Origin of the sequence: Arthrobacter sp. CAU 1506 (genome assembly GCF_005047635.1) — a bacterium.
Lineage (GTDB): Bacteria > Actinomycetota > Actinomycetes > Actinomycetales > Micrococcaceae > Crystallibacter.
In genome coordinates, this window is record NZ_SUKC01000023.1 from 1 (window position 1) to 19,027 (window position 19,027).

19 protein-coding genes and 3 tRNA genes are annotated in these 19,027 nt (G+C 66.0%); 5 read left to right on the top strand and 17 right to left on the bottom strand.

Annotated elements, in window-relative coordinates:
• Window positions 1-847, top strand: an 847-nt coding sequence (locus E4J89_RS18135) for an HNH endonuclease signature motif containing protein (RefSeq protein WP_205754537.1), incomplete at its 5' end; no start/stop codon positions are given.
• 36 nt (window positions 848-883) lie between these two features.
• Window positions 884-1,387 carry a hypothetical protein gene (locus E4J89_RS18140; RefSeq protein WP_136787619.1) on the top strand — a complete coding sequence of 168 codons (504 nt, stop codon included), beginning with the start codon at window positions 884-886 and terminating at the stop codon, window positions 1,385-1,387.
• 51 nt (window positions 1,388-1,438) lie between these two features.
• Here the strand turns inward: E4J89_RS18140 and E4J89_RS18145 are convergent, their stop codons facing one another.
• The 7 genes from E4J89_RS18145 to E4J89_RS18175 form a co-directional block, all read right to left on the bottom strand.
• Entirely contained in the window at window positions 1,439-2,518 is a 1,080-nt protein-coding gene (locus tag E4J89_RS18145) for a UDP-N-acetylmuramate dehydrogenase (RefSeq protein ID WP_136787620.1), read from the bottom strand.
• Between the two features lie 35 nt (window positions 2,519-2,553).
• Window positions 2,554-2,982: a MaoC family dehydratase gene (locus tag E4J89_RS18150; protein WP_136787621.1), complete on the bottom strand. Its 429-nt coding sequence runs from the start codon at window positions 2,980-2,982 to the stop codon at window positions 2,554-2,556.
• Window positions 2,979-3,440, bottom strand: a complete 462-nt coding sequence (locus E4J89_RS18155) for a MaoC family dehydratase N-terminal domain-containing protein (RefSeq protein ID WP_136787622.1) — start codon at window positions 3,438-3,440, stop codon at window positions 2,979-2,981. Before E4J89_RS18155 ends, E4J89_RS18150 begins: the two co-directional genes overlap by 4 nt.
• A gap of 31 nt (window positions 3,441-3,471) precedes the next feature.
• Complete coding sequence (locus E4J89_RS18160) at window positions 3,472-3,726, bottom strand: hypothetical protein (RefSeq protein ID WP_136787623.1); 255 nt, start codon at window positions 3,724-3,726, stop codon at window positions 3,472-3,474.
• 73 nt (window positions 3,727-3,799) lie between these two features.
• The gene (locus tag E4J89_RS18165; protein ID WP_136787624.1) at window positions 3,800-4,708 is read right to left on the bottom strand and encodes a DUF2797 domain-containing protein; all 909 of its coding nucleotides are present in this window, start codon (window positions 4,706-4,708) and stop codon (window positions 3,800-3,802) included.
• Window positions 4,709-4,853: 145 nt separating this feature from the next.
• Window positions 4,854-4,930: transfer RNA gene (locus tag E4J89_RS18170), tRNA-Met, on the bottom strand.
• Window positions 4,931-4,987: 57 nt separating this feature from the next.
• A tRNA-Thr gene (locus E4J89_RS18175) sits at window positions 4,988-5,059 on the bottom strand.
• A gap of 307 nt (window positions 5,060-5,366) precedes the next feature.
• On the opposite strand from E4J89_RS18175, the gene E4J89_RS18180 reads away from it, so the two are divergent.
• Window positions 5,367-6,149: a putative protein N(5)-glutamine methyltransferase gene (locus E4J89_RS18180; protein ID WP_136787625.1), complete on the top strand. Its 783-nt coding sequence runs from the start codon at window positions 5,367-5,369 to the stop codon at window positions 6,147-6,149.
• Window positions 6,150-6,263: 114 nt separating this feature from the next.
• Here the strand turns inward: E4J89_RS18180 and E4J89_RS18185 are convergent, their stop codons facing one another.
• From E4J89_RS18185 to E4J89_RS18215, 7 genes are all read right to left on the bottom strand, one after another.
• A complete protein-coding gene (locus E4J89_RS18185; protein WP_240691980.1) occupies window positions 6,264-8,273 on the bottom strand; it encodes a DEAD/DEAH box helicase in 2,010 nt (669 codons plus the stop codon).
• Window positions 8,274-8,641: 368 nt separating this feature from the next.
• The gene (locus E4J89_RS18190) at window positions 8,642-9,187 is read right to left on the bottom strand and encodes a PadR family transcriptional regulator (RefSeq protein ID WP_136787627.1); all 546 of its coding nucleotides are present in this window, start codon (window positions 9,185-9,187) and stop codon (window positions 8,642-8,644) included.
• 16 nt (window positions 9,188-9,203) lie between these two features.
• Window positions 9,204-11,225, bottom strand: a complete 2,022-nt coding sequence (locus tag E4J89_RS18195; protein WP_136787628.1) for an NADPH-dependent 2,4-dienoyl-CoA reductase — start codon at window positions 11,223-11,225, stop codon at window positions 9,204-9,206.
• Between the two features lie 190 nt (window positions 11,226-11,415).
• Window positions 11,416-12,168, bottom strand: coding sequence for an MOSC domain-containing protein (locus E4J89_RS18200; protein ID WP_136787629.1), 753 nt, complete (start codon window positions 12,166-12,168; stop codon window positions 11,416-11,418).
• The gene (locus E4J89_RS18205) at window positions 12,161-12,616 is read right to left on the bottom strand and encodes a VOC family protein (RefSeq protein WP_136787630.1); all 456 of its coding nucleotides are present in this window, start codon (window positions 12,614-12,616) and stop codon (window positions 12,161-12,163) included. Before E4J89_RS18205 ends, E4J89_RS18200 begins: the two co-directional genes overlap by 8 nt.
• A gap of 166 nt (window positions 12,617-12,782) precedes the next feature.
• Window positions 12,783-13,943, bottom strand: coding sequence for a cystathionine gamma-synthase (locus E4J89_RS18210; RefSeq protein ID WP_136787631.1), 1,161 nt, complete (start codon window positions 13,941-13,943; stop codon window positions 12,783-12,785).
• 11 nt (window positions 13,944-13,954) lie between these two features.
• Complete coding sequence (locus E4J89_RS18215) at window positions 13,955-15,331, bottom strand: cystathionine beta-synthase (protein WP_136787632.1); 1,377 nt, start codon at window positions 15,329-15,331, stop codon at window positions 13,955-13,957.
• Between the two features lie 130 nt (window positions 15,332-15,461).
• Here E4J89_RS18215 and E4J89_RS18220 point away from each other — a divergent pair, with 130 nt between their 5' ends.
• Window positions 15,462-16,499 (top strand): 3-methyladenine DNA glycosylase, encoded by a 1,038-nt coding sequence (locus E4J89_RS18220; protein WP_136787633.1) that lies wholly within the window; start codon window positions 15,462-15,464, stop codon window positions 16,497-16,499.
• A 68-nt stretch (window positions 16,500-16,567) separates the two neighbouring features.
• Here the strand turns inward: E4J89_RS18220 and trxA are convergent, their stop codons facing one another.
• Window positions 16,568-16,954 carry a thioredoxin gene (gene trxA / locus E4J89_RS18225; RefSeq protein WP_136787634.1) on the bottom strand — a complete coding sequence of 129 codons (387 nt, stop codon included), beginning with the start codon at window positions 16,952-16,954 and terminating at the stop codon, window positions 16,568-16,570.
• Window positions 16,955-17,132: 178 nt separating this feature from the next.
• Here trxA and E4J89_RS18230 point away from each other — a divergent pair, with 178 nt between their 5' ends.
• Window positions 17,133-17,540: a hypothetical protein gene (locus tag E4J89_RS18230; RefSeq protein WP_136787635.1), complete on the top strand. Its 408-nt coding sequence runs from the start codon at window positions 17,133-17,135 to the stop codon at window positions 17,538-17,540.
• Between the two features lie 78 nt (window positions 17,541-17,618).
• Here E4J89_RS18230 and E4J89_RS18235 read toward each other — a convergent pair whose 3' ends face one another.
• Both E4J89_RS18235 and E4J89_RS18240 read right to left on the bottom strand, forming a co-directional pair.
• Window positions 17,619-18,692 carry a peptidoglycan bridge formation glycyltransferase FemA/FemB family protein gene (locus tag E4J89_RS18235; RefSeq protein WP_136787636.1) on the bottom strand — a complete coding sequence of 358 codons (1,074 nt, stop codon included), beginning with the start codon at window positions 18,690-18,692 and terminating at the stop codon, window positions 17,619-17,621.
• 172 nt (window positions 18,693-18,864) lie between these two features.
• Window positions 18,865-18,946, bottom strand: a tRNA-Tyr gene (locus tag E4J89_RS18240).
• Window positions 18,947-19,027 lie beyond the last annotated feature (81 nt).

Below are 19,027 nucleotides of genomic sequence, written 5' to 3' on the forward strand. Positions count from 1 at the left end.
CGCGCGCCGCTCCATATACAGGCGCACGGCACGGTCCTTGAATTCCTGTTCGTACTTGATTCCGCTGGTCATGATTCATTCTCCGGTGAGGAAAGAGTCTCTACCAGACCCAGTACGGTTCACCGACACCCACAACACCGACGCCGGGGAAACGGCGACCGGCCACGCAGCCGCCGAAGAGGCGGCCACCGGAAACGGTGCCTCAAGCGGTTCCGCCGGCGGCCAAGGCCCCTGCACCTGCGGCGGCGGGAACACCACCGCTTCCGTCGCCGTCACCGCTCCGCTGACCACCCTGCTCGGGCTGGCCGAAGACCCCGGCGAACTCACCGGCTACGGGCTCATCCCGCCCGAAATGACCCGCAACCTCACCGCACTGGCCAAATCCTGGCTCACCGTGCTCACCGACGACTACGGCCAAGCCATCGCCGCCGCCAAAGACCTGCGCACCCCGCCCGAATGGCTCAAACGCCTCGTCCGGCTCCGCGACCGGCACTGCCGCGACTTCGGCTGCACCGTCCCCGCCGACCAATGCGAAATTGACCACACCATTGCCTGGGAAGACGACGGCAAAACAGTCCTCGAGAACCTCAACGCCCGCTGCAAACCCGGCCACAAAACCAAACACCACGGCGGCGGCACCGTCACCCAAGACCACGACGGCACCCTGCACTACACCACCCGCTCCGGACACACCCACACCACCACCCCCGACGAAAACTGGGCCATCACCTACCCCACAGCCAACGACCAACCCCACACCACCACCACCCCCGGAACAAGCCCAGCATGTGCCTCCGATGACGGAGACGACGACGACCAATGCGACGAAGCAGCACCACCCTTCTAGATCGCTGATCCGAAACCACGGGAAAGGGACCTGACAGTGAGCAGAAGCAGCCAACCGACGCCCACCGTCGACGATGTTCTCCGCGTATTCTTCGCACAGCAGCGTCAGTCCCGTCCGATCCGTGAAGACCGTTCGCTGCGGCTTGAGGCGCATCTACGAAGATGCGTGGAAGAGTGCGGCCCTGCCTACATCAGCGAGGAATGGTGGTTGGTGCTGCAGGTTGAACAGTGCTTCGATCCGGAGGACTCATTCGCCCGGCTCCTGCCGGCGGACTGTCTCTTGCCGCCGATGCACGATTTCTTGTCACCGGAATGGCTGTTTGACCATGGCACTGACCGGCTGGTGCAGGTCAATCACAGCTACCGCTTGGTCTGCTGGCTCTGCAGCAGCGGCCTTGTAAACCTCCGCGAGCTCCGGCCAAGCATCGTTCGCTTCATGATCCGACAAGATGAATTGACCGTTCGCTCGAAGGCCGGCAAGGGTCCTGAGGTTCCACACCAACCTGCCGATGCCCTGATTAGGCGTGAAGATCTGCCCTAGGGAACAGCTACCAGGAGGCAGCGGTGTCCCGAGGGCCCTGATGCCGCCTGGTTAGAGGCTGCAGCCGATCAGGAGTGGCTCGGGCTGAAGCCGAATGCCAAAAGTGCGTTCAACCCCATCCCGTACCGCCCGCGCGATCACCAGAATGTCTTCCGCGCTGGCTTCACCACGGTTGGTGATCGCCAGAGTGTGCTTGGTCGACAGCGACGCGCGGCCGCCGGCTAGATCGTGCCCGATGAGGTTGCCGTTTGAGGTGCCCTCGAGGCCGAAGCCCTTGGCAAAACCTGCGTGGTCGATGAGCCAGGCAGCGCTCAGCTTGATCTGGTCGCCGGCCGGCCAACGCGGCGCGTTCGCGGGAAGTTTTTCCGCGGTTGCGGCATCGACGATCGGATTCGTGAAGAATGATCCTGTGCTGAATGTGTCCCTGTCGGCGGGATCATGGACCATCCCTTTGGACGCGCGGAGCCGGAGCACTTCGCGTCGCACGTCCGCGGCTTTGGCCGTTCCGCCAATCTCGACGCCGAGCACACGGGCCAATTCGGCATAACGGATGGGAAGGCTCTGCTGCCCTGCCGTTAGCCGGAACTCGACTTCCAGCACCACGAAGCGCGGCGAACCATTGACGGTGCTCCGCTTCAAGATTGAATCGCGATAGCCAAACGCGAGGTCGTTGTTCTCGAATTCGCGAAGGGATCCGGTGTGCCGGTCCCAGGTTCGGACCCGGGTGATGGTCTGCGAAACGTCGGATCCGTAGGCGCCGACGTTCTGTACCGGGGTGGCACCTGTGAGTCCCGGGATACCGGATAGCGCTTCCTGCCCGGCCCAGCCGTTGGTGACGGTCAGGGCAACGAGATCGTCCCACGGCTCGCCCGCTTGAACCGTCAGCGCCACGGCCCCGCCCTGTTCATCGACGGCGTAGCCGGTGTTGGCGACATGAATGACAGTGCCGGGAAAGCCGTCGTCGGAAATCACAAGGTTGGACCCGCCACCGACGATCAGAAGGTCGTCGCCGGCGCCGTCGGCAGCCCTGACAGCATCGATGATCTCGGACTCTGAGCGGGCCTCAACGTAACGCGCGGCCACGCCGCCCACGCCAGCAGTTGTCAGCGGAGCGAGAATCGTTTCTGTCACGGTGCCAGCCTCTCCGCTGCCGGGTACAGGGCGAGTCACCAAACCTTGACGACCGCCTGGGCTTTGACCAGAACCTTGACCCCCGCCGCAGTCACCGTCAGGTCGACCCGGGCCGTCCCATTGTCTGCGTCGATGGCGCCGATCGCACCGCTGACTTCGATGCTCGCGCCGGGACCGTCAACATCCTCCACAAGGACTGGTTTGGTAAACCGCGTCTGGTAGTCGACGACGGCGGCAGGGTTGCCGATCCAGTCCGTCACCAGCTGCACGGCAGCGCCCATCGTGAACATGCCGTGGGCGATCACACCGGGGAGCCCGACCTGCTCGGCGAAGCGTCCGTTCCAGTGGATTGGGTTGAAATCGCCCGAGGCTCCGGCGTACCGGACCAGGTCCGCGCGGGAGACGTCAATGGCTCGTGAGCCGATGTCCTGTCCTACGGTCAGTTCGTTCAGTTCGACGCTCACTGGCCTTCCCCTCTCACCAGGATCGACGACGTGGTGGTGGCCGTTTTCTCGCCAGCCACGGTGCTGATCTCGGCGCGGGTGGTGATCATGGCCCCGCCGCCCATCGCACGCACTTGATCAACGTGGAGTTCAGCCACGAGTTCGTCGCCGGCGACGATGGGCCGGTGGTGCACGAACCGCTGATCGGCGTGAACGACGCGGGAGAAGTCGATGCCGGAGTCCGAATCCTCGATCAACTGGGCATCGGCGCGCTGGGCGACGATGATGGCGAAGGTAGGCGGTGCCACCAGATCGGTGTAGCCGAGTGCGCGCGCGGCCTCCACGTCGAAGTGCGCGGGGTGCGTGGCTTTCACCGCCGAGGCGAACTCCCTGATTTTCTCGCGGCCTACCGTGTAGGCGGCGCCGGCCGGGTACACGCGGCCGGCGAGGTCGGGGTTGACCCCGGCTTGCTCGGACATGGATCTCCTTCGGGTGGAGGGGCTGGAAGAACTAACGTCGCTTGGCTGGGGGCGTGCTGCGCGGATGGGCGGAGGCTTGCCGGGCACGGGCATCGCGGACCCGAACCAGCAGCCCCGCCAGATGGGTCAACAGGCCGGTGGCAATGACCGCAATCGCTGCCCAGATCAGCCATTGGATGCTGGCTGAGGCGCCGATGACAGACAGCAGGATCCCGACGCCGATGAGCACCATGGCGGAGATCACCAGCTTGCGGTACAGCGGCGAGCCCAGGTCCCAAGGATTCATACTTCAAGATTACCGGCCAGAGTGCTGCCGGCCGAACCGCTGAGCGGTTAGCCGTGCCTCAGTCGCGGGTTCGTTAGAACAGTTGCTCCTGCATGGCGGGCAGCTCCGAGGCGAAGTCCCCCAGCTCAATCCTGCGGCCCTTGAGTCTCCCGAGGTCCGCCAGGAAGAGCAGGCCGCCCTCCGTCAGTTGCACCGCCGCGACGCTGCCGAGAATGCCCTGCACGGTGAGCCCGTGGTCGCCCGAATCAAAGCTGGACGGGTAGCTCCTCCTGATGCCGTCCGCGAGCACCGGCGCGGCCAGTTCCGGCAGCTGCCACTGTTCATCGACGACGTCGAAGCCCTCCAGTTGAGCGGAAGGCAGTAGCTTGCGCACGGCAGCGGCGTGCCCGGCATTGATCCAGCCCAACTCGTCGGCGGGCAGCGGCGTCAGGAGGCCCGCATACTTGGCTGCGCTGCGTACGGCTTGGGTCAGCTCGGTAGCTGCCGAAACCATGTCCTCCAGTACCCGGACAACCCGCCCGTCGCGCGTTTTGGCAACGTAGCGGGCGGCCACAGCGCCTTGCTCGGCCAACCGCAACGACTTCCGTATGTTGGCCGCCGTACCCACTTTGCTGGCCCCATGGGCGAACGTCGCCACATAGAGCCAGTGTGGCTGCGCGAGATATAGCAGCAGGCCCTCAGGTGCCCGGCCGCTCCGATGGCTGTCATGGAGGAAGCGCAGGTCGTCGTTCAGGAAGCAGTTCACACATTGGTAGCCTCGCTCGGCCGGCGCCTGCAACCGGCATCGCACATGTGTCCTGTCATCAGCCGAGTGGACCCGGTGGCTGCCCAGGCAGAAGACCTGCGGATCCAGCACCCGGAAACCGAGGCGCGTCCCGGCCGATATCGGCACCTCCTCCGGCATGCCATCGGGAGAGGCCAAGCGCAACCGGGGCCCGGCTGACGTCCAGGCGATGCCATGGACAAGGTAGAGGGCGGGCATGCTGTCCACTTTAGTAAGCCCGGATGCCGGCCACTTTGATAAGCGGTTCACGTTGGCAGTTGACCCGAAACAAGTCGGGAGAAGTGCCCGAAACGAGTCGAGGGGTCCTTCCGGAACTGCTGTTCCGGAAGGACCCCTCGAGGTTTGGTAGCGGTGCCCGGACTCGATCCGGGGACCTCACGATTATGAGTCGTGCGCTCTAACCAGCTGAGCTACACCGCCACGAATGGCAGTGCCCGCGCTGCGTCTCGCGACGCAGACGCGGGCTTTGCCATTCAGAGCCCCCCACCGGAATCGATCCGGTGACCTCGTTCTTACCAAGAACGCGCTCTACCACTGAGCTAGGGGGGCAACGGAGAAATACATTACCAGCAATTTGCCCCGGGAAGAAATCGGATTGGGGGCTCGTGGTGAACGACACACTGACGGCTTCTCGTCAGAAAGAGATAATGCCCCGACTCCACGGTGATCCTGTCCAAACTCCAAGGATCTGACACCAAAAATGAAACTCTTTAGCCTTCGGAACTGACCTGCTGCCCTGCCACGGACCCAAATCTTCGATGCGCGGAGTCACCTCAAAATGCAGGGAAGATCACATGGAGGCGGACCCCGCACTGCCGTCACTGGGTAGTCTGGGGGCACCATGCGAAAGGAATCCATGCCGGTTTCCCAGTCATCCACCTCCCGGGACGCGATTGTCACCCGATTGCGCACGGCGGGCTGCGTATTTGCTGAGGAAGAAGCGGACCTGCTGCTGGCCGAGTGCGGGCCATCGGAAGTCCTGGTGGCAAAAGTGGAACAGCGCGTTGCCGGTATGCCGCTGGAGCAGGTCCTGGGATGGGCCGGGTTCTGTGGCTTGCGCATCGCCGTCGCTCCCGGAGTCTTTGTGCCTCGCCGCCGGACCGAGTTCCTGGTCCAGCGGGCCGTGGCCTTGGCCCCCGCGGACACCGATGTTGTCGTCGACCTGTGCTGCGGCTCCGGTGCGGTGGCTGCGGCGCTGGGGAAGCTGCTGGCACCAGCCGAACTGCACGCCGCCGATGTGGACCCGGCGGCGGTTGCCTGTGCGCGCAAAAACCTGCCGGGCGGCAACGTCCACGTGGGCGACCTGTTCGATGCCTTGCCGGTGAGCCTGCGGGGCAAGGTCGATATCCTGGCCGCCAACGTCCCCTATGTCCCCACGGAGGCGCTGCACTTGATGCCGCCTGAAGCCCGTCTGCATGAGGCGGCGTGGGCGCTCGACGGCGGCGCTGACGGTTTGGCGGTCATGCGTCGCGTTGCTGCGGGCGCACCTGGGTGGTTGACACCGGGTGGTTCAGTTCTGGTCGAAACGAGCGAGCGCCAGGCTGAGAGGGCTGCCGGTGCCTTTGAAAGCTGCGGGCTTACAACTGAGGTGGCCTACTCCCCGGAGCACGGCTCCGCGGTGGTCTCCGGCACGCGATAGCAAGGATAGCCAGAAGCCACACCACTCCGGCTCGCAGGAAGGCCCTTAAACGCCTCCGGGGCACCTGTCCATGACAGATGCCCCGGAGGGTGTGGCTAGAGGATCCGGTGGGGATCAGCCGCGGGTGTGGCGGGGCTTGCGCGGGCCGCCGAAGCTGCGGTCGCGGTCGCCGCCGAAGCCACGATCGGAACGGTCGCCGCCGAAGCTGCGGTCGCGGTCGCCGCCGAAGCCACGATCGGAGCGGTCGCCGCTGAAGCTGCGTTCGCCGTCGTTCTTCTTGTAGGGACGATCGCCGTCAAACTTCTTCTTGAACGGGCGGTCGCCGTCGAACTTCTTGGTGAACGGGCGGTCGCCCCGGTCGCTGCGGAACCCGCCGCGGTGGCCGCCACCGAAGTCGTCGCGGTCCCGGCGCGGCTTGCGGCCGGTGTCGAGCTCCAAGTGAATCAGCTCGCCGCCGATGCGGGTCTTGGAGAGGGCACGCAGTTGGTCCTTGCTCAGGTCCGCGGGCAGCTCCACCAGCGAGTGGTCCGAGCGGATGTCGATGCCGCCGATCTGCGCGGCGGACAGGCCGCCCTCGTTGGCGATGGCGCCGACGATGGAGCCGGGCATCACGCGGTTGCGGCGCCCGACGGCGATCCGGTAGGTGGCGTTGCCTTCAGTCAGTGCGCGGGACGGGCCGCGGGAATTCATGCCGTCACGTCCGCCGCCGGCGCGCTCGCGCTGGCCCTTCGGTGCTTCCGGCAGGTCCTGCACCAGCAGCGGACGTCCGCCCTGTGCCATGACGGCCAGCGCTGCAGCAATCTCGGCAGCCGGAACGTCGTGCTCGGTCTCGTAGTTCGCGATCAGATCGCGGAAGACCGTGACGTCTTCGGAGGCCAAGGTCTCGGTGATCTTTTCCGCGAACTTACGCATCCGGAGGTTGTTGATGGTCTCGGCGGAGGGCAGGTGCATCTGCTCGACCGGCTGGCGGGTGGCCTTTTCAATGGCACGCAGCAGGTACTTCTCGCGCGGAGTCATGAACAGGATGGCGTCGCCCGAGCGTCCGGCGCGGCCGGTGCGGCCGATGCGGTGCACGTAGGACTCGGTGTCGTGCGGGATGTCGTAGTTGACCACCAGGGTGATGCGCTCGACGTCCAGCCCACGGGCGGCAACGTCGGTGGCGACCAGGATGTCGATCTTGCCGTCGCGAAGCGCCTCGACGGTGCGCTCACGCTGCTGCTGCGGGATGTCGCCGTTGATGGCGGCGGACCGGTAGCCGCGGGCCTTGAGCTTGTCGGACAGGTCCTCGGTGGCCATCTTGGTGCGCACGAAGGCGATCACGCCGTCGAAGTCTTCGGCTTCCAGGATCCGGGTCATCGCGTCGAGCTTGTGCGGGCCCATGACCTGCAGGTAGCGCTGGCGGGTGTTGCTGCCGGTGGTGGTCTTGGCCTTGACCGTGATTTCGGCCGGGTCCTTCAGGTACTTCTTGGCGATCCGGCGGATGGCGGTCGGCATGGTCGCCGAGAACAGGGCAACCTGCTTCTCTTCCGGGGTCTTCGAGAGGATCTGGTCCACCTCTTCGGCAAAGCCCATGCGCAGCATTTCATCGGCCTCGTCCAGCACCATGTACTGGAGTTCGGACAGGTCCAGCGAACCCTTTTCGATGTGGTCGATCACGCGGCCGGGAGTACCGACCACAACCTGAGCGCCGCGGCGCAGTCCGGCGAGCTGCGGGCCGTAGGCGGAGCCGCCGTAGACCGGAAGCACGGTGAAATCGTCCATGTGCGCGGCGTAGGAGGAGAACGCCTCCGCCACCTGCAGGGCCAGCTCGCGGGTGGGTGCCAGGACCAGGATCTGGGTCTTCTTGGTCGCCGGCAGTTCAGCCATCCGGGACAACGCCGGAATGGCGAAGGCCGCGGTCTTGCCGGTGCCGGTCTGGGCCAGGCCCACGACGTCCCGGCCTTCGAGCAGCACGGGGATGGTGGCGGCCTGGATCGGCGAGGGCTTTTCGTAGCCAACGTCGGTCAGGGCGGCCAGGACGCGGCCGTCGAGGCCGAAGTCGGTGAAAAGTACGGTGTTCTCGTCTTCGACGGCCGGAGCGGCGTCGGTGTTTTCGGGCAGGGTGTTAACAGTGTTTTCGGACACGGGGCAGTTCCTCGTATTCAGCTGGGGACCGGTGGCCGCGGCACATCGATGTCCGCGGTCCTCTGACTCAAAGCCCGGCGCTATTACAATCCCGTGGCAGGGCTTTCCGCCGCTTCGCTGGCTGCCCGCATTCTGCGGGGAAACCTAGCGGCGTTTTCTTTAGCCGGCGCTCCCAAACATGAAACTGCCCGCCATTTAGAGGCGGACCCACACACCAATCAGACGCTTCGACAAGACCGCAAGTGGCATTATCGCGCAGAACTAAGGGAATACCGACAGTGGGGGATGCATCCAGTGTACGGCACGCGGCGCTCCCCCACAGGCCCAAAGCACGACGGCGGCCGGTGAGCTTGGGCACAGCAGGTCGCCTAAGAGGCGCTTGACTCCCGCTCGGTGGCTGCCCCGGCCTGCAGCGCCAGCGTGTGTTCCGCCCATTCGATCCAGGCCTGCTCGAACATGATTCCGGCCTGCAGCACGGCACGTTGCAGCCGGTTGGCCTCGCCCCAAGGGCCTCGTTCGTCCAACTGGAGATAGGTGGCCAGTTGGGTGCGGTGCAGGGCGAGATGCCGCTGGAGTTCTTCCTCGATCGGGACGTCGCCGAGCACCGAGGACGCGCGCAGCCGGATCATTAGTTCCTCGCGGACGGGCCGGGGCTCCTGCTGTTCCAGCGTCCAACGGCTCAGTTCCTTGCGGCCGGCGGCCAGCACCGTGTAGTCCTTGGCCCGGCCCCGGCTGGAATCGCGGCCGCCGGACCGGACCAAACCGTCCTTTTCCAGCTTGCCCAGTTCGCGGTAGATCTGCTGGTGCGTGGCCGGCCAGAAGAAACCGAACGACTTATCGAAGCGGCGGGCCAGTTCTGCCCCGGATCCGGGCTTTTCCAGCAGGGCGGTGAGGATGGCGTGCGGCAGGGACACCGTCTGGATCCTTTTGCTACAACGCGGCGGCGAGCCGGGTCGCTTGGTTGATGGCGCGCTTGGCGTCCAACTCGGCGGCCACGTCCGCGCCGCCCACAAGATGGACCGGCAGGCCGACACTCTTGAGCCCTTCCAGCAGCTCGCGTTGCGGTTCCTGCCCGGTGCAGAGCACCACGTTGTCGACGGCGAGCACCGACTCGGTGCCGTCGATGGTCAGGTGCAGGCCGTCGTCGTCAATTTTGCGGTAGGTGGCGGCAGGGATCATCTGCACGCCGCGGCTCTTCAGTTCTGCCCGGTGGATCCAGCCGGTGGTCTTGCCCAGCCCGGCACCGGGCTTGGTGTCCTTGCGCTGCAGCAAGTGCACCGTGCGTGCCGGGCGTGCGGGCCGGGGCGCGGCGAGGCCGCCGCGGACAGCCGGGTCGTCGTCGATCCCCCAGTGCTCACGGAACAGCTTCGGCTCCAGCGAGGCGCTGGGCCCGGCCTGGGTGATGTACTCGCTGACGTCGAAACCGATGCCGCCTGCGCCGAGTACGGCCACCGTTGCCCCCAGCTCGCGGTGGTCGCGCAGCACGTCCAGGTAGCCGAGCACGCTCGGGTGGTCCACACCGTCCAGCTCCGGGATGCGCGGCACCACGCCGGTGGCCAAGATGATCTCGTCGAATCCGCCCTCGGCCAGTTCGGCTGCCGCCACCCGGGTCTTCAGCCGCACGTCGACGCCGAGCAGCTCCAGCTGGCGGTCGAAGTAGCGGATGGTCTCGTGGAACTCCTCCTTGCCGGGGATCTGCTTGGCCAGGTTGAACTGGCCGCCGATCTCTTCCGCGGCTTCGTACAGCGTGACCTGGTGGCCGCGCGCGGCAGCGGTCACGGCGCAGGCCAGGCCGGCCGGTCCGGCGCCGACGACGGCCAGCGACTTCGGCTTAGCCGCGGGCTCGATCACCAATTCGGTTTCGTGGCAGGCGCGCGGGTTGACCAGGCAGGAGGTGATCTTGCCCGCGAACGTGTGGTCCAGGCAGGCCTGGTTGCAGGCGATGCAGGTATTGATGTGGTCGGCCTGGCCGCGGGATGCCTTCAGCACGAACGCCGGGTCGGCGAGCAGCGGCCGCGCCATCGAGACCATGTCCGCGCACCCGTCGGCCAATAGCTGCTCGGCGGTGTCCGGGTTGTTGATCCGGTTGGTGGTCACCAAGGGAATTCCGACGGCGCCCATCAGCCGGCGGGTGACCCAGGCGAACCCCGCCCGGGGTACCGAGGTGGCGATCGTCGGCACCCGGGACTCGTGCCAGCCGATGCCCGTGTTGACGATGGTGGCCCCCGCCGCTTCGACGCCGCGGGCCAGTTGGGCAACCTCCTCGAAGCTGGAGCCGCCTTCCACCAGGTCCAGCATGGACAACCGGTAGATGATGATGAAGTCCTTCCCCACGCGCTGGCGGGTGCGGCGGACTATCTCGAGCGGGAAGCGGATCCGGTTCTCGTAGCTGCCGCCCCAGCCGTCGGTGCGCTGGTTGGTCCGGGCCACGACGAACTCGTTGATCAGGTATCCCTCCGAGCCCATGATCTCCACGCCGTCGTACCCGGCGTCCCGGGCCAGCGCGGCAGCGGCGGCGAAGTCCTCGATGGTCTGCTCGATGTCCTCCTCGCTCAGTTCGCGGGGGCTGAACGGGCTGATCGGAGCCTGCACCGGGCTGGGCGCCACCGGTTCCGGGTGGGCGGCATAGCGGCCCGCATGCAACAACTGCAGCGCGATGCGCCCGCCTTCTGCGTGGACGGCATCCGTGATGGTGCGGTGGCGGGCGGCCTCCGCCGTCGTCGTCATCATCGCGCCGCCGGGCTGCAGCCGGCCGTCGGCGTTCGGGGCGATGCCGCCGGTAACGATCAGCCCGACGCCGCCGCGGGCCCGTTCAGCATAGAACGCCGCCATCCGCTCGAAACCGCCGGGCAGCTCCTCCAGCCCCACGTGCATGGAGCCCATCAACACGCGGTTGGGCAAGGTAGTAAAGCCCAGGTCCAGCGGTTCGAACAGCTTCGGATAGGCCACCACTATGCACTCCTTTGCACAACAAGTTGCATAAAGCCTACGGCGAGAGGGTGCAACGGACAAGGACAAGTAGCGGATTCACCGGACAGATCCAGCGGTCCGGTGTCGCTGGGCGCCGTTAGGCGTGGACGCGGCCTCGGGCCGGGATCTCGGACGGCGGCTCTAGCCTCGGTCCGGGGCCTGGCCGGCGCCGTTAGGCGTGGACGCGGCCCCGGTTGGGATCTCGGTCGGTGCCTTGGCCTGAGTCCTGCCCTCGGTCGAGTTCTCGGTTCAACGCCCTGTGGACTGCCTTGCGGACGTTGCCGTGCAGCGTGATCTCGCCGTCGGCCTCGGACGCCAGGAGCGCCTGAGCTTGCTCCGGGGTGAGCCCCAGCGACGACTCCGCCACGCTGACACCGTGCCCCGGCCGGAACAGCACGTGGATCCCGTCGCCGGCGGCAAGCGACCCGGCAGTGACGACTTTGAGGTAGGCGCCGGACAGCCCTTTCTGCAGAAAGCGTTTGACCCAGCGGGGTTCGCCCATGTGCCGGGCAAAAGTGGCGCACGGAATCCGCGGCATGGTGACTTCGACGACGACCTCCGGGCCTACCTGCCACCGCTCCCCCACCAGCGCGGCGCTGACCTGCACGCCGGTGGTCCGCAGGTTTTCGCCGAACAGACCCGGCGGAATGTCCCGCCCGAGTTCATCCGCCCAGGCGGCGGCATCTTCCTGGGCGTAGGCGTAGAGGGCTTTGAGCTCGCCGCCGTGGTGCTTGCGGTCGGCTTGGAGATCGGCGCGCAGCCCCATCGGGTGCAGGGGAATCCGGCCGGCGACCGGACGCTTGTCGATGCCGGTTATTCCCACTGTGCCGGCATCCGGCTTTAGCGCATGGAGCCGGCAGAGGGCGAGCAGAAGTCCGGAATTCAGTGAGTCGTCGCGAGATGGGGCGGAGGTCTGCTCAGGCATGGCCCTCGAAGTTGATGTCCTGGACTTCGGTCCCGTTTGCGCCCGGCAGCGGCTGTCCGCGGTACATGCCAAAGGCCCAGAGGTTTCCGTCCGGATCGTTGATGGCAAAGCCGCGGTCCCCGTAGTCGGTGTCCTGCAGGTCGCGGATGATGGAGGCGTCGGCTGCCTTCAACCGGGCATAGAGGGCATCCGGATCGTGGGTGTACACGTTCAGCTGGGCCGAGCCCGGCTCGCGGGCCCACAGGGTGCCTTCGGCGTGGCTGGAGACCATCACCATGCCGCCTTCCGGCCAGAGCAGCTCGGCGTGGAGAACCACGCCATGCTCCTCGAACCGGGCGTGTTCGGTGAACCCCACGGTGCCGGTGAGGTACTCAATCAGTTGCGCCGCCTTGCGCGACTGCAGACCGGGGACAACGCTGGCCGGTGGGTACTGCTTGTTCGGATCCATGGGCACAGTATTCCCTGACCGCCCGCGACACGCCAGAGGCCCGCGGTCCGGTTCGCCGGTACCGCAGGCCTCTGCGCTATTGCTGTGCTGCTGCTCGAACAGTTCTGGGCCGCTCTGAGCTTCTCTGGGCTGCCTTGGAGCCGTCCAGAGAGCTGCCTAGAGTTGCCTAGAGCTGGGCGAAGGCCTGCTCCAGGTCCGCGATCAGGTCCTCGATGTCCTCGATGCCCACGGACAGTCGGATCAGGTTCTCCGGCACGGCCAGTTCGGTGCCCTTCACCGAGGCGTGGGTCATCTCCGAGGGGTAGTTGACCAGCGACTCGATGCCGCCCAGGGATTCGGCCAACGTGAACACCGTGGTGGACTCGGCGACCTTGCGCGCCGCCGCCTCGCCGCCCTTGAAGGAAACCGAGACCATGCCGCCAAAGCCGCGCATCTGCTTCTTGGCCAGCTCGTGGCCGGGGTGCTCCGGTAGCCCCGGGTAGAAGACGGCCTCCACTTCGGACCGGCCCTGCAGCCATTCGGCCACGGCCTGGGCATTGGCGGAGTGCCGGTCCATCCGGACGCCCAGGGTCTTCAGGCCGCGGGTGGTCAGGAAGGCGTCCAAGGGGGCGGACACCGCGCCCACTGCGAACTGCACGAAGCCGATCTTCTCGGCGAGCGCGTCGTCGTTGAGCACCACAGCGCCGCCGATCACGTCCGAGTGGCCGCCGATGTACTTGGTGGTCGAGTGCACCACGACGTCGGCGCCGAAAGCCAGCGGGTTCTGCAGGTACGGCGAAGCGAACGTGTTGTCCACCACCAGCAGCGCACCGGCGGCATGGGCCAGTTCGGCCAGCGCGGCGATATCGGTGACCTTCATCATCGGGTTGGAGGGAGTCTCCACCCAGAGGAACCGGGCCTTGTGCTCATTGACCGCGGCGGCGACCCTCGAGGCGTCGGACATGTCCACCACGGTATGGCCGATGCCCCAGGCGCCCAGCACCCGGTTGATCAGCCGGTAGGTTCCGCCGTAGGCGTCGTTGCCCAGCACAATGTGGTCGCCCGGGGCGAGCAAGGCGCGGATCAGCGCGTCTTCGGCTGCCAGGCCGGACGCGAAGGAGAACGCATGCTTGCCGCCCTCCACCGCCGCCAACTGAACCTGCAGCGAGTCGCGGGTGGGGTTGGTGCCGCGGCCGTATTCGTAGCCATTGCGCAGCCCGCCGATGCCGTCCTGGGCGTAGGTCGAAGACTGGTAGATCGCCGGCACCACCGCGCCGGTAGCGTCGTCCGGCACCTGTCCGGCGTGCACGGCCCGGGTGTTGAAGCCCTGGTTGTTCTCTGCACTCATTCTTCTCTCCTTCAGCTCGTGAGGTAGGTCAGCAGGTCGTGCCGGGTCAGCACGCCCACCGGAGCCCCGGCAAGCGTGACCAGCACACTGTCGGCGGCCTGCAGCTTCTCCCGCGCGGCGGACACCGGCTCCATCGATCCGACCAGCGGCATCGCCGTTCCCAGATGATCGCCGACCTTATCGGTCAGTTGTGCTTCGTTTTTGAACAGCTTGGCGGTCAGGTCCCGTTCGTTCACGGCTCCGACCACTTCGCCCATGACCACCGGCGGTTCCTGCGACAGCACCGGCAGCACGGAGACGCCGTATTCGTTCATGATCTCGATGACGTCGCGCACGGTTTCGTAGGGATGCGTGTGCACAAGGTCCGGCAGCCGGCCGCTCTTGCGCTGCAACACCTCGCCCACGGTGGCATCTTCGCCGCCGGCAATGAAGCCGTAGGACTTCATCCATTCGTCGTTGAAGATCTTGCCCAGATAACCACGTCCGGAATCCGGCAGGATCACCACCACGATGTCCTCCGGGCCCAGGGTCTTGGCCACGTTCAACGCCGCCACCACCGCCATGCCGGAGGAGCCGCCTACCAGCAGTCCCTCTTCTTGCGCCAGCCGGCGGGTCATCGCGAACGCTTCCGCGTCATTGACGGCCAGGACCTCGTCCGGCACGGACTTGTCGTAGTTGTCCGGCCACATGTCCTCGCCCACGCCTTCAACGAAGTAGGGCCGTCCGGTGCCGCCGGAGTAGACCGAACCTTGCGGGTCGGCGCCGATGATCTTCACCGGGCCGGCGGGGCGGTCGGCGGAGACTTCCTTGAGGTAGCGACCGGTTCCCGTGATGGTTCCGCCGGTGCCGGCGCCGATCACCACATGGGTGACCTGGCCGTCCGTGTCGCGCCAGATCTCCGGGCCGGTGGTCTCATAGTGGCTGGCCGGAGCTGCCGGGTTGTTGAACTGGTCCGGCTTGTAGCCGCCGTCCACCTCCGTCACCAGCCGGTCGGAGACGCCGTAGTAGGACTCCGGGCTGTCCGGAGCCACGGACGTGGGCGTGACCACGACGTCGGCGCCGTAGGCCTTGAGCACATCACGCTTTTCCAGGCCCACCTTGTCCGGGGTCACGAAGATGGACTTGTAGCCCTTCTGCTGGGCCACCAGGGCCAGCCCCACACCGGTGTTGCCGCTGGTGGGTTCGATCACCGTCCCGCCGGGCTTCAGCCGCCCGTCCTTTTCTGCTTCCTCGATCATCTTCACCGCGATGCGGTCCTTGATCGATCCGCCCGGGTTGAAATACTCCACCTTCGCCAGGACGGTGGCAGCAATACCTTCGGTCACTTTGTTCAGTTTGACCAACGGAGTGTTGCCGATCAGGTCCAGAACAGAATTGGCATATTTCATGGGCCCAAATCTACCCGCCCGCCCAGACCGGGGCACATCCGGCGTAAGACGGGTTCACGCCCGTGCCGGTCAATGCGGTCCGCGAGCCGGCCGGGCGGGAACTGTCGGCCGCGCGTGCGACGATTAATCCATGCTGTTCACTGCCTCCGCGTCCGGCACCACCGGGCTCACCAGCGAGGTGGAATTCCCGGAGCCTTACGACCTGCCCGGGACCTTGTCCATCCTGTCCCGGGGCAAGCAGGATCCCACCGCCCGGATGGACGACGCCGGTGCCTGGCTGACGCTGAATACCTCCTCCGGCGCGGCCACCTTGCGCATCACCCGCCTACCAAACCGGGACAATCAAAGCCCTCGGGAAGCCACACCCCAGGAAGACGACGCCCGCGGTGCGGCCGCGGCAGGCAGCCGGGGCACCGCCGTCGTCATGGGACAGGCCTGGGGGCCGGGCGCGGAGGAAGCACTGGCCGGCCTGCCGGCCCTGCTGGGGGTCAACGACGACTGGTCCGGATTTGACGCACCGGAATTCCACGCGGGACTGCCCCGGCTGGTGAGCGTGCCGCGGCGGCGGAACCCGGGGCTGCGGCTGCCGGCCACCGGGCGGATGATCGATGAACTGGTGCCGGTGATCCTGGAACAGAAAATCACCACGATCGAGGCGCGATACTCCTACAAATATCTGGTCCGGCGGCACGGCACCCCGGCACCGGGACCGGCTCCGGACGGGCTCATGGTCCCGCCAACGGCCCACGGATGGCGGCGCATTCCATCGTGGGACTGGCACCGCGCCGGTGTGGACTCGAAACGCTCCGCCACCATCCTGCGTGCCTGCTCATCCGCCGCCGCACTGGAGCGCTTGGCTGCGCTGCCCGCCGGGGCCGAGCTGGCCAGCAAGCTGTGCACCATCCCCGGGATCGGACCGTGGACTGCGGCCGAAACCGCGCAGCGCACGCACGGGGACCCCGACTCAGTGTCGGTGGGCGACTTCCATCTGGCGGCCTTTGTGGGCTACGCCCTCACCGGACGCAAGACGGACGACGCCGGCATGCTGGAGCTCCTGGAACCCTGGCGGGGCCACCGGCAGCGCGTGGTGCGGATGCTGGTGCTCAGTGGTTTCCGTAAGCCCACGTTCGGGCCGCGGCTGTCGCCGCAGGACCACCGCCGGCACTGAGCCCCGGTTAAGCACCGAGGGAGCAGGACAGTTGCCCTGCTCCCTCGGGAGGTTCGTGACCGTCGTGGCTACTCGGCTGTCTGGCCGTCCTGCGCCTGCTGCTGGGCAGCGACCTGGGCATGGACTTCCTGCATGTCCAGGCCCTTGACCGCGTCCACCAGCTGGGTGAACTGGCTGGAGTTCAATGCGCCGGGCTGGGAAAAGACCAGCACCTTTTCGCGGAAAGCCATCAGGGTGGGGATCGAAGTGATTCCGGCGGCGGCGGCAAGATTCTGCTCAGCCTCGGTGTCCACCTTGGCGAAGACAATGTCGTTGTGTTGCTCGGAAGCGGCGTCGTAGACGGGGGCAAACTGCTTGCAGGGGCCGCACCAGTCGGCCCAGAAGTCAACGAACACAATGTCGTTCTCTTCAATGGTCTGCGGGAACTGGGCCTCGGTAATATCGATGGTTGCCATACCCCCACGCTACGCGCCGGACTGAGGCCTGTCGCCCCGTGTTCGCTCAGCGCATGAGCTTGCGGGGTGTCGCAAGGCGGGCGGCGGCTGTTATCCACAGCCTGGAGCGACGCCTTCCGGCAGCGGTGCCCGCCTATCTAAGGTCGATTCCACCAGACACTCACCGGAGGGGAACGACATGAACCGCTGCACCGTCCTGATTGTCACCGACGGGCTGGAGCTCGACGCCGCCATCACCCGGAGCATGGGATTGATGGACGACCTGAATGACAGGCTCCCGTTCGCCCATGATCCGTCGAAGACCGAGCTGTATGCGGTGGGCGACGGCGCCTCGCTGAAGGAGCGGGTCGGCCTGCCGCACGGCAAACCCGGCGCCGGGCCGGCAGCCACGTACGTGGGCGACCTGTACTACATCTGGAGCGATGGGAAGTGGTACACGCCGGCGGACTGCCCACCTGCTCCGGCCGACCATAACGACGCCTCTGCCTGGCAGTGGTTGTACTACAACGTCATGCACAACTCGGGGCCGACCACGTATTGCTTCCTCTGGGACATCCACCCGCTGCCGCTGAGCGAAGCAGCGTGAGGACGGCTGAGGAGTGGTGTCCGACCGGCTGCTGAGTGGCGTCCCAGCCGTCTGAGGGGTGGCGTGACGCCAGGCTGCTCAGTAGAACGGCTGGTGGCGGCGGCGGACGTAGAGACCGCGGGCGATCTTCTCTCCCGATGCAGACCACAGTTTGTACTTGAGCGGCGAGATCACTTGGTCATAGCAGCCAACGAAGTCGGTGATGGTCTTGGTGAAGCTGGTCTTGAACAGGCCCAGTCCGTAGTACTCATGCTCGGGGTTCTTGAGTTCGGACGCCGGCGGAGTTCCGCACAGGTCGTAACTGGTGGTGCCCAGCTCCTTGAGCTGGTTCATCGCCGTCCACTGGATGAGATGTGAATCGCCGTACTGCTTGCGTCTCGGCAGCGACCCGCCGTCCTTGTAGGTGCCCTTGCGCCCGTAATTGACCACGAACGCACCCACCGACGGCTTGCCGTCCTCATAGGTGAACAGCAGCCGGCCTTGTCCGGCGGCAATGAAGTTGCCCCAGAACGCCTTGAAGTATTCGAAAGAGCGAACCTGCACGTTTTTCTGGCCCTGCTGCACCTGCCCCATCAGGTTGAACATGGCTCGGAAGTTTTCCTCCGTCGGCTCAGCCGTGACGACTTCGGCGCCTTCTCGGATCGCCCGGCGCACGGCATTGCGGCCGCGGGAGGAGAAGCTCTTGAGGACCACATCCGGTTCCGGGGCAATATCCACAATCGCGGTGTGATCGTTCGGCTGCAGGTCCGGCATCTTGACCAGCCCTTCGCGTGCCAGCAGGGCGCGCGCTTCATCAGTGGCCTCGACATCCGGCTCAATCCGGATCGCGAAGACACCGCGGGCCTGCTCCTGGCAGAAGCGGCGGTTGGCCTCGAAAATGCCCGGCAGGTCATCGGGGGACGCGACATCCGGGCCCTTGATCATGTACCAGTACTGGCCCAGCAGCGGAACCTGCTTTTCCAGCACCAGGTTGTAGCTGGTGTAGCCCTCGGTTTCATACGCGAGGTAGAGCGGCTTCCACCCGTGCTCCGCTTTCACCGATGCGTAGGCCTTGGCCTGCAGCATGTTGCCGCCATTGGGATTCGCCGTGACATGGCTGTCCCAGGCCTCGATTTCCTCTGGCGTCGCAAAGCGGGCGGTGAATTGTCGCAAGAGAACTCCTCGTCATGGCGGCCAGTCGCCGCCGGTCACATCCGCGGTCAAGTCTATCGGCGCCGGTCCCGGCCCGCTGTCGCAGGTGGACCAGCGGCCGCCGGTAAAACCGGCTAGTACGGAAAACCCCGTCCGACCAGTAAGTCTTGGTCAGACGGGGTTTCCCGTTCGGTGGCAGATGAGGGATTCGAACCCCCGTAGGCAATGCCAGCTGATTTACAGTCAGCCCCCTTTGGCCGCTCGGGTAATCTGCCGAACGCCTTCTTCATCAGAAGACCGCTTCCCCGTGAGGAAGCAAGACAACTTTACACAAAGATCGGCCCAAGAATCGAATC